The organism is Streptosporangium sp. CA-135522 (genome assembly GCF_050949235.1).
Lineage (GTDB): Bacteria > Actinomycetota > Actinomycetes > Streptosporangiales > Streptosporangiaceae > Streptosporangium.
Window position 1 is genome coordinate 7,111,684 of sequence record NZ_CP192026.1, and the last position, 12,007, is coordinate 7,123,690.

At 66.1% G+C, this 12,007-nt stretch carries 11 protein-coding genes and 1 pseudogene; 6 read left to right on the plus strand and 6 right to left on the minus strand.

Translation table 11 applies throughout. The features are described 5' to 3' along the window. Positions 1–57: 57 nt before the first annotated feature. Complete coding sequence (locus tag ACQPYK_RS33840; protein WP_433240086.1) at positions 58–690, minus strand: GNAT family N-acetyltransferase; 633 nt, start codon at positions 688–690, stop codon at positions 58–60. Between the two features lie 1,063 nt (positions 691–1,753). Here ACQPYK_RS33840 and ACQPYK_RS33845 point away from each other — a divergent pair. The 4 genes and pseudogenes from ACQPYK_RS33845 to ACQPYK_RS33860 all read left to right on the plus strand — a co-directional run. Then, complete coding sequence (locus ACQPYK_RS33845; RefSeq protein WP_433240089.1) at positions 1,754–2,854, plus strand: DegT/DnrJ/EryC1/StrS family aminotransferase; 1,101 nt, start codon at positions 1,754–1,756, stop codon at positions 2,852–2,854. Between the two features lie 4 nt (positions 2,855–2,858). Then, positions 2,859–3,845 (plus strand): glycosyltransferase family 2 protein, encoded by a 987-nt coding sequence (locus ACQPYK_RS33850; RefSeq protein ID WP_433240092.1) that lies wholly within the window; start codon positions 2,859–2,861, stop codon positions 3,843–3,845. Further along, entirely contained in the window at positions 3,842–4,792 is a 951-nt protein-coding gene (locus ACQPYK_RS33855; protein ID WP_433240095.1) for a WxcM-like domain-containing protein, read from the plus strand. Before ACQPYK_RS33850 ends, ACQPYK_RS33855 begins: the two co-directional genes overlap by 4 nt. Positions 4,793–4,824: 32 nt before the next feature. After that, a pseudogene (locus ACQPYK_RS33860) lies at positions 4,825–5,130 on the plus strand (GtrA family protein); the annotation flags it as partial. 41 nt (positions 5,131–5,171) lie between these two features. Here ACQPYK_RS33860 and ACQPYK_RS33865 read toward each other — a convergent pair. The 4 genes from ACQPYK_RS33865 to ACQPYK_RS33880 all read right to left on the minus strand — a co-directional run bounded on the left by ACQPYK_RS33865 (position 5,172) and on the right by ACQPYK_RS33880 (position 8,591). Then, positions 5,172–6,053 (minus strand): methyltransferase domain-containing protein, encoded by an 882-nt coding sequence (locus ACQPYK_RS33865; protein WP_433240098.1) that lies wholly within the window; start codon positions 6,051–6,053, stop codon positions 5,172–5,174. Further along, on the minus strand, positions 6,050–7,027 hold the full coding sequence (gene rfbB / locus ACQPYK_RS33870) for a dTDP-glucose 4,6-dehydratase (RefSeq protein WP_433240101.1): 978 nt from the start codon (positions 7,025–7,027) through the stop codon (positions 6,050–6,052). The genes ACQPYK_RS33865 and rfbB overlap by 4 nt, the downstream gene beginning before the upstream one ends. Beyond that, positions 7,024–8,091 (minus strand): glucose-1-phosphate thymidylyltransferase, encoded by a 1,068-nt coding sequence (locus ACQPYK_RS33875; protein ID WP_433240104.1) that lies wholly within the window; start codon positions 8,089–8,091, stop codon positions 7,024–7,026. Before ACQPYK_RS33875 ends, rfbB begins: the two co-directional genes overlap by 4 nt. Positions 8,092–8,225: 134 nt before the next feature. Next, entirely contained in the window at positions 8,226–8,591 is a 366-nt protein-coding gene (locus ACQPYK_RS33880) for a GtrA family protein (RefSeq protein ID WP_433258993.1), read from the minus strand. On the opposite strand from ACQPYK_RS33880, the gene ACQPYK_RS33885 reads away from it, so the two are divergent. Together ACQPYK_RS33885 and ACQPYK_RS33890 are read left to right on the plus strand one after the other, a co-directional pair. Beyond that, entirely contained in the window at positions 8,487–8,780 is a 294-nt protein-coding gene (locus tag ACQPYK_RS33885) for a hypothetical protein (protein WP_433259146.1), read from the plus strand. The genes ACQPYK_RS33880 and ACQPYK_RS33885 overlap by 105 nt on opposite strands. Continuing rightward, positions 8,780–9,781 carry a glycosyltransferase family 2 protein gene (locus ACQPYK_RS33890; RefSeq protein WP_433240107.1) on the plus strand — a complete coding sequence of 334 codons (1,002 nt, stop codon included), beginning with the start codon at positions 8,780–8,782 and terminating at the stop codon, positions 9,779–9,781. Before ACQPYK_RS33885 ends, ACQPYK_RS33890 begins: the two co-directional genes overlap by 1 nt. A gap of 18 nt (positions 9,782–9,799) precedes the next feature. On the opposite strand, the gene ACQPYK_RS33895 is transcribed toward ACQPYK_RS33890, so the two are convergent. Continuing rightward, positions 9,800–11,944, minus strand: a complete 2,145-nt coding sequence (locus tag ACQPYK_RS33895) for a hypothetical protein (RefSeq protein WP_433240110.1) — start codon at positions 11,942–11,944, stop codon at positions 9,800–9,802. Positions 11,945–12,007: the final 63 nt, after the last annotated feature.

Consider the following 12,007-nt stretch of genomic DNA (forward strand, 5'->3'; position numbering starts at 1 on the left):
TTCCGCACCGCCTGAGTTCCCACTCCAGGTGCGCGGTTCCATCACGGGCGTCGCCTCTCACCCGTCCAGGAGCCGGCTCTGGATCAGGTGAACTGTGAGAAAGGTCTGCACAGGCTCGAATCCGTACCTCGCCCATGCTCGCTGCACCCGCGTGTTGTGCCCCTGGGTGGAGATGACGACTCCCGTCCCGCCGCGGGCCAGGGTGCGATCCTCAACGGCCTTGAGCAGGTGAGAGTAGAGGCCGCGTCCCTGCGCCTGTGAAACGACACCCGCAAGCAGGATCTCCGTACGAGGCCCTTCCTGGTCCAGCGTGGCCAGCCCGAGGAGGTTCTCCGTGTCCAGCCCCCGCAGCGCGAGGCATCCCCCGTCCGCGGCGGACTTCATCGCCCACTCCTGGTAACCCGTCAGCGCCCTGCCGATGTCGAACAGAGGATTGGCCAGATAGTGATTTCCGTACGCGGCGAAGATGTCCGAGACCAGTGCCCGGACCGCGTCCGGACCGGGCGCCGCTGTGGTCCGTAGATCTCGTGACGGCTCCGGCGCACGGCCTTCTCCCACGCGCAGTTGCCAATACACCAGAGAGTCCGCGAGCACAGCGGTCCGGCCAAGCGCGGTCAGTTCCGCGAACCAGCCCACATGTTCAGCCGGATATCGCAGCACGACGACGTCCGCGGACGACTCCAGAACCACCTGGCGGACAGCGGAAAGCGGAACCGCCGTCCCGGCGGGGACAGAGACTCGCTCAACGGAATAGCCGAACCGGGTGGACTCAAGCGGAGATTTCTCCGCCCGTACGACGCCCGCCTCCATCATCTCGTACCACGCCATCAGCTCCCCCCGCGGCTCTGGACGATGCCGATCAGGCACGCCGTGTCAGGTCCGTCCAGATCGATGGAGAGCGGTGGCCTCACCAAGCGATCGGCGATCGCGGCTCCGCTCGGCCGCTCATCCACGCCGAGCATGTCAGGCCCGCGGCCAACGGGCACCGGGACCGCTCCGCACGGAGCATGGGTGTCGGTCGCCGGCATGAAAGTGAACGACGCCACGGTCACCTCTTCCGGGATATGCGTTCGATCAGGAGGGGCCACTTTAAGCCCGGTTTCACTCACGATCACATCGAACAGCGAACAGGCCGGCCGACACGCATTGCGCTCTCGTTTCTTGGCGATCCGTTACATGAGCCTTACATCGCATCGGGCCGTCCGGCGTCCGGCAAAAATACAATCACCGGAAAAGTGATTCCTCTCGCTATCCGGACTTTCCGATACGAGAGCGATTCTCGGATTAATAATCCTCCCGCACCGGCCCTGGATCCATCGGCCGTTATCCATCGGCCGTTTTCCGGTCTCGTTCTCCACGAGGAACGCTCATCGACCGGACCATCTTTCCGGGCGCGGGAGGCGCCGTTCGCAGGATGTGACCTGTCCGCGGAGTTCCGGGCCGGATGGGCCGGATGGGCCGGAAGCGGCCGCCGGCCGGACGAGCCGAGCCCTTCAGCCCGCGATGCCCGACCCGTCCGGCCATCCGCGGCCACGAGACCTTGATCATTAAAGATCGGCAAGTTCTTCGCAATGGCTCGATAAGAGGCGATGGCACAATGCGTGTCGACTGGCCCATCCGTTGTTCACTGCGACATTGAGTGCAACCACCCCGCCCGGGCGAACTCACTGCCAAATACAAGAGGAACCGGCGATGCACCTTTTTGATCGACGCTTGCCTTTCCCTGGAAATCCTTTAAGAAAGCGAGGAAGACATGGCGGAAGAAATTTCGATCAATGACCTCGGCCGGCACGCTTCCTCGACGGAAACGGCTGTTCGGAGTTCTGTCGAGCGCGTACTGAGAAGTGGCTGGTACATTCTAGGCAAAGATGGCGAAGCCTTTGAACAGGACTTCGCTCAATATTGCGGCACGAACCATTGCATAGGCGTCGCAAACGGAACTGACGCCATCGAGCTTGGCCTCCGCGCCCTCGGCATCGGCGCCGGAAGCCGGGTCGCCACGGTCGCCAACGCAGGCCTTTACACGACGACCGCCCTGATGGCCCTCGGCGCGGAGCCCGTGTTTGTCGACGTGGACCACGGCACGAAGCTGATGGACCTCGCCCATCTCGAACGGATCGTCAGTGAGGGCGGCCTCGACGCGGTCGTGGTGACGCACCTCTTCGGACTGCTTCACGACATGGAGGCGGTTCTGGAGATCACGGCCCGGGCAGGTGTCCCGGCGTTCGAGGACTGTGCCCAGTCCCACGGCGCCCGTCGGGGCGGACGACGCGCTGGCAGCTTCGGGACCGCGGCGAGTTTCAGCTTCTATCCGACGAAGAATCTGGGAGCGCTCGGCGACGGCGGTGCCGTGGTCACCGATGACCCCCAGGTCGCCCAGCGGGTCAGGCGGTTGCGGCAGTACGGGTGGGACTCGAAGTATCACGCCAGCCTCCGCGGAGGGCGCAACAGCCGCCTCGACGAGATACAGGCGGCGATATTACGGGCCAAACTGCCCCTGCTCGACGGCTGGAACGGGCGACGCCGTGACATCGCGACGCGCTACTCGCGAGAGATCATCCACCCGCGGGTTCAGTGCCCTCCGGTCTACGGCGAGGAATTCGTCAGCCATCTATACGTCGTCGTGTGCGACGACCGGGAAGCACTCCGCGCCCATCTCGCCGCGTCGTCCATTCTGACCGATGTGCACTATCCCGTTCCGGATTACCGTCAACCCGCTCTGGCCGATCTCGGAGACCGGGCCGGGCTTCCGGTGACAGACGATCTGGCGGCCTCCATCCTGACGCTCCCCTGTTATCCGGAACTCTCCAACGAGGAGGTCACACGAGTGATCTCCTGTATCACAACCTGGTGACCTCATGTTTTCCGTGATCATCCCTGTCTATCGGAATGCGGAATTCGTGCCACAGCTGATCGCGGAGTTCAGCGGCATCAGCGCGATCGTCGCCGAGCGCTACGGAATGCCCATGGAGTTCGTCTTCGTGGTCGACGCCAGCCCGGACGACAGCTTCGATCTCCTCAAGGCGGCCCTGCCGCTGGCGCCGTTCCGATCGCAACTGCTCCTGCACACACGCAATTTCGGATCGTTCGCGGCCATCCGCACGGGCCTGCGAGCCGCCCAGGGCGACTATTTCGCGGTAATGGCCGCCGACCTCCAGGAGCCTCCGGAACTCCTGCTCAGGTTCCTCAGCAGCCTCGTCAACGACGACATGGACATCGCGGTGGGAGTCCGCGAAGGCCGCGAGGACCCGGGGATGTCGCGCCTGTCCGCCAACCTCTTCTGGGCGTTCTACCGTCGCTTCGTCGTACGTGACATCCCTCCCGGCGGTGTCGACGTCTTCAGCTGCAACCGGCGCATCCGGGATGAGCTCCTGCGGCTGGAAGAAGCCAACAGCTCCCTCGTGGGCCTGGTGTACTGGCTCGGCTTCCGCCGCAGTGAGGTGCCGTACGAGCGGCGCGCCCGAGCGTACGGGAAGAGCACCTGGACGCTCAGCAAGAAGGTCAACTATCTCCTGGACAGCGTTTTCGCCTTCACGGACCTGCCCATCCGCATCCTCACGGTCCTCGGAGTGCTCGGGTTCGCCATCGCCGCGTGCCTTGCGATCTTCGTCGTCGTCATGCGCCTGACCGGCGAAATAGCGGCGGCGGGCTACACGACCACGATCCTGGTCATCACGTTCTTCGGAGCGCTCAACACCCTGGGGCTTGGCTTCATCGGGTCCTACGCATGGCGAAGCTACGAAAACACCAAGAAGCGCCCCCTGGCCCTGGTGCACACGGTCCACGCCTTCGACGGCGTGCCCGAATCCGTCCCAGCCCTTCTCCACATCGGCAGGCGTGCATGAAACAGATCTTCATCCATCCACGGGCTCTCTGCGAAAGCACGGCGATCGGCGCCGGAACCCGGGTCTGGGCGTTCGCACACGTGCTTCCCGGAGCCCGGATCGGGGCCGAGTGCAACATCTGCGACGGAGTGTTCATCGAGAACGACGTCGTCCTGGGAGACCGCGTGACCATCAAGTGCGGCGTCCAGATCTGGGACGGGATCATGATCGAGGACGACGTCTTCGTCGGCCCCAACGTGACGTTCACGAACGATCCGTTCCCGCGCAGCAAGATCCGCCCCGAGGCGTTCGCGCGCACGGTCATCCGCTCCGGCGCCTCCATCGGCGCCAACAGCACGATCCTGCCGGGAGTGGAGGTGGGGACCGGCGCGATGGTGGGCGCGGGCGCGGTCGTCACGCGCTCGGTTCCCCCGAACGCGATCGTGGTCGGCAATCCCGCCCGCATCAAGGGCTACGTCACCGACGCGGAGCAGCCCGGCTCTCCACTGCCGGCCGGCGACACACGGCCGCCGGGCAGGGTGGGGCTCGGCGTCGGGACCGCGAGCCTGCACGAGCTGCGCGTCGCGAAGGACCTGCGCGGCGAGCTTTCGGTCGGCGAATTCGAGCGCGAACTGCCGTTCGCTCCCAAGCGGTACTTCCTCGTCTTCAACGTGCCGAGCCGAGAGGTCCGTGGCGAGCACGCCCACCGGCACTGCGACCAGTTCCTGATCTGCGTGCGCGGCTCCTGCGGCGTCCTCCTGGATGACGGCCGCAACCGGCGCGAAGTCACCCTGGACCGCCCCAGCCGCGGCGTCTACATGCCGGCCATGATCTGGGGGACGCAGTATCGGTATTCACCCGACGCCGTGCTCCTGGTGTTCGCCTCGCAGTACTACGACTCGGACGACTACATCCGTTCGTACGACGAATTCCAGAGAGTCGTCTCCGGCGAACCGGCGCGGGCGTGATCGGCTTACAGGTCCAGTTCGGCCGTTTCCTGGTGGGCGGCGCCGCCAATACCGCCGCCACCTACGCGCTTTTCGTGGCCCTGTCACGGTCGATGCCGCCGCAGGCCGCCTACTCGGCAGCCTATGTGTCGGGTATCGTCCTCGCCTACGTCGTCAACACGGCTTTCGTGTTCCGGACCCGCGCGTCGATCGGATCCGCCGCGCGTTTCCCGGGCGCGTACCTGGTCTCCTACCTCGTCGGCCTGGCCATCGTGACGCTGTTGACCCGGGCGGGGCTCGACGGCCGGCTCGCGATGCCGGCCGTGATAGCCGTCAACGTCCCTCTCTCCTTTGTGATGACCCGGTACATCCTCAAGGGTCCCGCGCAAAAGCCCGGCGGCTACTCCGGCCGGGCTTCCAGTGGCTTGCGCGCCTCGACCACGAACCCGCTGGCCGCCACCGCGGCGTTGGGATGTCGCGCGAGCAGGACGTCCAGGAACTTGACCGGCGAGAGCAGCCACATCAGGGGGACCAGCGCCCGGTACAAGCGCCTGCTGCCGAACGAGAGCAGCAGGGCCAGCCATTCTTGGAGCATCCAGAGCATGGCCGAGGTGGGGCCGGCGCCCACCCGCACGTTCAGCACGTCAAAACGCCCGAAGAGAGTTCTCATGCCCGCCTGGGTGTATCGCTGGTAGTCATACGGCGACGCGTGGAACGGCTGCATGAAAGGCACGTAGCACAGCACCCGGCCACCCGGTCTGAGCACCCGCCACATCTCCTGGATGTGAGCCTGTGGATCCGGCACGTGCTCGAGCACCGCGACGCTGACGATGCCGGCGAGGGCCCCGTCACCGATCGGCAGTGCCCGCAGGTCGCCCACTATGTCGACGTTGGCGTAGGCACCACCGTCCACGCAGACGACCTGCGGGTCGTAGCGGTTGGTGCCCGACCCGAGATCCGCGACCAGGTCGCGGTCGAGATCGAAGCTCGCGAGGAAGGGCCGGATGAAGCGCCTCAGCAGAACCGGTGAGACCAGCTGGATCGCGAACGGATACACCGGCCCGAAGCGACGCTTCACGCTCTCCTTGATTCGGTTGAGCGGATCGTCCCGCAGCTCGGCGTCCGCGAAGCCGGCGAAACGCAGCTGGCTCCCCACCCGGTGGCCACCGGCGCCGCAGAGCGCGCATGTGTACGACTCATCGAGCGAGACGCGGCAGGAGGGGCACACCAGGGCGGTCGCGACCCGATCGACCGGGCAGCTCATCGCCTTCGCCGTCCTCATCGCGTCTTCTCCTTCAGCGGGCGCCACCATGGCTGGTTGTCCCGATACCAGCGCACGACCTGGGCGAGTCCCTCGTCGAAGTCCACCCGCGGCCGGTAGCCGATCGACCGGATCTTGCCGCTGTCGACGGCGTAGCGCCGGTCGTGGCCGAGTCTGTCCGGTCTGTGCGCGACCATCTCCCAGCCCACGCCGAAGGCGGCCAACAGCCGTTCCGTCAGCTCCCGGTTGGTCAGCTCGACACCGCCGCCGATGTTGTAGACCTCGCCGGCCGCGCCCTTGTCCAGCACGAGCTGGATGCCCCGGCAATGGTCGTCGACATGCAGCCACTCGCGAACGTTCTCACCGTCACCGTAGAGGGGCACGGGGAACCCGTCGATCAGGTTGGTGACGAACAGCGGGACGACCTTCTCGGGATACTGATACGGACCGTAGTTGTTGGAGCAGCGGGTCACCCGTACGTCAAGACCGTAGGTCCGGTGGTAGGCCCTGCACAGAAGGTCGGATCCCGCCTTGGCCGCCGAGTAGGGGGAGTTGGGCAGCAACGGCTCCTCCTCGGTCCAGGAGCCTGTGGCGATGGACCCGTACACCTCGTCCGTCGAGACCTGGACGACGGTGCGCACGCCGGATTCGAGCGCCGCCTGCAGAAGCCGTTGCGTGCCGTACACGTTGGTGACGACGAAGTCCCCGGCCCCCGTTATCGACCGGTCGACGTGTGTCTCCGCCGCGAAGTTCACGATGACGTCGTGGCCCGGCACGACCTCGGCGAGCAGCCGGGCGTCCGTGATGTCCCCCCGGACGAAGGCGTAGCGGGGATGCCCGGCGACCGGGCGCAGATTCTCCAGGTTTCCGGCATAGGTGAGCTTGTCCAGCACGGTCACGCGGGCGTCCTCGTAACCGGGGTGGTCACCGGACAGCAGCGATCGCACGTAGCACGAGCCGATGAATCCGGCACCGCCTGGGACCAGGATCCTCATGCCCTCACCTGGATCTTGCTGTGGTCACCGACCATGAGCTGGTTCATGTTGGGCACCCCTACCGCGCGCGTGACCTCGACGTTCCGGCCGATCAGAGAGTATGTGAGCCCGGAGACCCCTCTGATGGCCGACTCGCCCAGGATGATGCTGTATTCCACTTCGGCGTTCTCCAGGACGCAGTCCCCCCCGATCGAGGTGTAGGGGCCGACGTACGAGCCGTTGATCTTGGTATCGGCGCCGACCACCGCGGGGCCCCGGATCACCGAGTTCTCGATGATCGCTCCCTCCTCGATGACGACCCGGCCCGTTATCTCGGAGAGCCCGTCCACGGTCCCCCGGACGGCGCGTTCGATTCCCTCCAGGACGATGCGGTTGCACTCCAGCATGTCCTGCAGGCGTCCGGTGTCCTTCCAGTAGCCGTTGACGAAGTGCGAATGGACGCGTCGACCGTTGCCGATGAGCCACTTGATCGCATCTGTGATCTCCAGCTCGCCGCGTGCGGAGGGCCTGATCGCCCGGACCGCCTCGTGGATGGCCGGAGAGAAGGTGTACACGCCCACGATCGCGAGATCACTACGGGGATGCTCCGGCTTCTCCTCCAGCCCGATGATCTCGCCGTCCGGTCCGAGCTCGGCGACTCCATAGAACTGCGGTTCGGCGACCTTCGTGAGCAGGATCTGGGCGTCGTAGCCGGTCTCGTGGAAGGCGTCCACCAGGTCGGTGATGCCGTCCACCAAAAAGTTGTCTCCGAGGTACATCACGAACGGTTCGTCGGCGAGGAACTCTCGGGCGATCAGCACGCAGTGCGCCAGCCCAAGGGGTTCCTCCTGAGGTATGTAGGTCACCTCAAGGCCGAATCTGGAGCCGTCGCCCACCGCCTCCCGGATCTCGCGGGCCGTGTCGCCGACGATGATCCCCACGCTGGTGATGCCCGCGTCCCGGATCGCGTCGAGTCCGTAGTAGAGCACCGGCTTGTTGGCGATGGGGACCAGTTGCTTCGCCGATGTATGGGTCAGCGGGCGCAACCTCGTACCCTTGCCGCCCGCCAGAACGAGTGCCTTCACCGCTCTTTGAGCCTTTCCGTGAAGAACGCATGGCCGCAGCGACCATCTGTCCGCTTGAATTTATGCGGAACCCGGATTAGTGGCCGTATGCCGCCTCCTGCTTTTACAGAAGAACGGGTGACATGTTGCCGGAACTATAGGTTTCGACCATGGCGGAAAGTCCATGCCCGGTGAACCACGTAACTGAGCGGAGGGCTCAGGAATATCACCACGCCCTGCGCCGCCATAATCGGAATTCCGGCGAACTCCACTAAAAACGGGATTCCCGCGACGGACGCCCCGAGGAAGCTCAGCCCGACCGCGTAGAACCGTACGTAGCCTCTCAGCCACGAGTCTCCGGAGACCCGGAAGACCACCAGCCTGTACCAGGGGTAGACGATGACCACGGTGGCGCAATGACTGACCACGACCAAGAAAAGATAGGGCACCGAAGCTCCTGCCGCCAGCAATCCCAGGCCAAGGAGAGTGCAATGGACCGCGGCCGTCATGGCGCTTCCCATCAGATATGTGATGCGATGACTCCCGAAAGCCGAGAGCAGGACCCTTCGCCCGAAATGCAGATTATCGCCACCAGCGCTTCGGCCCTCCACTTCAACCATACGGCGATGACTCCGGATCGTGGTCTCTGGCAATTCGGCTGGCAATACAGGGAGATCCTAGTCGGCTGCGCGAAGAAATCGGGGGATTAATGTCAGTGTCGGTGGTTATTCCGTGTTACCGCTCAGCGGGAACTCTCCCCCTGCTGATGGCGAGACTCATCCCGGTTCTGCGGGACCTCTCCGTACCGCACGAGGTGCTCCTCGTCGTCGACGGAAGCCCCGACGACACCTGGGCGGTGGCCTCCGGCCTGGCCCGCGAGTTCGAGGCCGTCCGCGCGATCCGCCTCTCCCGCAACTACGGCCAGCACAACGCGCTGGTCGCCGGCATCCGGGACGCGAAGTTCGACGTGGTCGTCACGATGGACGATGATCTACAGCACCTGCCCGAGCAGATCCCACTGCTGCTGGCCACTCTCGAAGGCGACCGCCTCGACCTGGTGTACGGCATCGCGCACGACGAGGAACACGGGGTCGTCCGCAGCCTCGCCTCACGGGCGGTGAAGGCCTGCATGGCCGGCGCCCTGGGAGTCCGCGGCGCCCGGGCGCTCAGCGCCTTCCGCGCCTTCCGGACCCGTCTGCGGGACGGCTTCGCAGAGCTGTCCGGGCCGCACTTCTCCGTCGACGTGGCCCTTTCCTGGGCCACCACGCAGGTGGGCTCGGTTCACGTGCACATGAACGAGCGCCGCCACGGACGATCCAACTACACGCCCCGCCTGCTGGCCCGGCACGCGGCGAACATGTTCCTCGGCTACAGCACGGCCCCCCTCAGGGCGGCGAGTTACCTGGGTTTCCTCGCCGGGGTCTTCGGGCTGCTGCTGGGCGGGTCCGTCCTGTGGCGGTTCGCCACAGGTGACACCACAGTGGCCGGCTTCACCACGATCGCCTCGATGGTGGCGCTCTTCTCGTCCGCGCAACTGATCGCCATCGGGGTACTCGGAGAGTACATCGGCCGCATTCACGGCAGCGGGATGGGCCGGCCGGCCTATCTGATCCGGGAGCGCGTCGGATCATCCGGCGCGTCCGGCCCCTCCCGCCCCACAGACGCCGTCAGCGCCGCGCCCCGCGCGGGCTCCGGCTCGGACGACCGGTAGGCCGACCGGCGGATACGGTCACGTCACATCCTCCGGCAGCTCGTAAACGGCGTAGTCGCCGGAGCGGAACCGGAGGCGCGCGAAGTCCCCGATCGTGGAGCCCGGGCTGACATACCGCTCGTCGGCGAACAGCCAGCGCACGCCATAGCGGACGCGCAGCCGCCGGACCGAAGCCGCCGAGGGCGAGTCGAAGACCTCGTCGTTCGCCCGGATCCGCGCCCCGTCCCAGAACGGGAGGATCTCTGCCCGCTCTCCGGGACGCCAGCGGCTCATGTTGGTGGCGGTGTACGCCCATCCCTCGACCAGTACGCGCCGCTCCGTCAGAGCCGCCGCCCAGAATTCGCGGCTGTCGCACGGATTCTCCGAACCCGCCAGGCAGCGGGTGTTCGTGGCGACGATGTCGTCCGTGTCCGAGTGATCACGCAACCATCGCCCGGCGGCCAGCGCACCGTCGGAGACCACCGGAGCCGCCGTGGCGGATTCCACGCCGGGCTCGGCGCTTGCCGGGGCGTGGGAGGCCACCGACAGCACGCGCGTGCACCAGGCGGCGGGAAAGCCGACCGCCGTGACCATGGAGATCATGAGGGCCCCGGCGACGACGCGCCGCCGGTGGACGACGACGAGGACGCCCGCCATCAGAATCGCGAAAACCACCAGGACGATGTAGGGCCGGTACAGAGCGATGTCGGACTGGCCCGCTTTCAGCGGGACCTCGACCCCGCAGAGCGCGCGGATCAGATAGGCGGCCGATATTCCGGCGGCGACCGCGCACGCGATCTTACGCGGTGGCAGCTTCGCCTGCCGTATGGCGACGGAGAGCCCGTAGGCCGCGGCGATCATCAGGTAGGGATAGGACGCGTCAAAAAAGTAGATCTGGCCCGTGTGCGGATGCCCGAGGAAGAGGACCGCGCCGACGCCCACCGCGCCCATGCCGAGCATCAGGACCACCGCGGGCCGCATGAGCAGTCGCGGCCGGCTGAGCAGCCCGATGATCCCGCACCACTCTATTGCCCAGCTCAGCAGGTAGAGCAGCGCGATGCCCAGCACCGAGACGAGCGACGGCTGGGCGTGCTCCCCCAGTCCGGTCAGCCCTCCCCAGATTCTCCGGAAAAGGGAGAGGCCATCGATGACCATCCCCTGGTTCGCCTGGCTGAACAGCACGAACTGCGCGTAGAGGAGGCAGCCCGTGGTGAGCCCCAGCGCGGCGAGCGCGAGCCAGGGCGGTCGGCGGTACCTGACCAGCTCGACCGTGGCCACCGCCGCGAGCCCGGCGGCGAGCAGGGGAAGATAGGTGGCCTTGGCGCCGGTCACCGCTATGAGGAGGATTCCCAGCAGGAGCCACCGGCCGGCGGTCGGCCGCCGGCGATCGAGCAGGTCGATCAGAAGCAGGACGACCGCCGCGAAAAGGAGAGTCCCGAAGGTCTGGGTGGGGCTCAGCCACGAGATGGCGGCTCTCCAGGTGAAGATCCCGACGTTTATGCCTTGGTAGAGGTTCGGGGCGGCGATGAAGACGATTCCCAGGAGGGCCAGCAGGGCGGCCGTCCAGGAGCCCGTCACCCGCCGCGCGATCATGCCGAGAATGACGGTCAGGGCTCCCAGCATGGGGAGCATGCCCAGCCGGAACAGCAGCACGAGCGGTTCGATGCCGGTGACCCAACTCGCCGCGGCCAGATGAGCGTAGACGAACCAGTGGTAGAACAGGGGCTCACCGGCGACCATCGGCACCGTGGGCGGCATGTGGTGCTTCAGCTCGCCGATCAACGCCAGGTGAAACGGCATGTCGACGTAGGACGTCCCGAGGGCCGGCCAGGTGAGCGCGTTCTTCCTGAAGAAGTTGACGGCGCTCCAGGCGATCAGGTAGCCGATGATCAGGGCGAGGGACCATGACCACCACCGGGGCGTGCCGGGCCGGTCCCCGCCCCGCCAACGCCTGCGCAACCGGGGAACAGCGGCGAAGAGCACATACGTCGCCACCGGCCAGACCAGCACGAGCAACGGCAGCCCGACCGCCCGGGCGACGATGTAGACCAACACCTCCAGCGCGTACCCCAGCGCCAACCCCAAGGCCAGTTCCTCGACCAGCGTCCGCCTGCGGCGATACAGCACACGAATCAACAACAGGCCCGGCAAAACCAGCCCGAACGCCACATAAATCCCGAACAACGCCATATCCAACGGCGAAACACCATAAAAACCCAGTACCGCCACCACGAAAACGGCCACCGA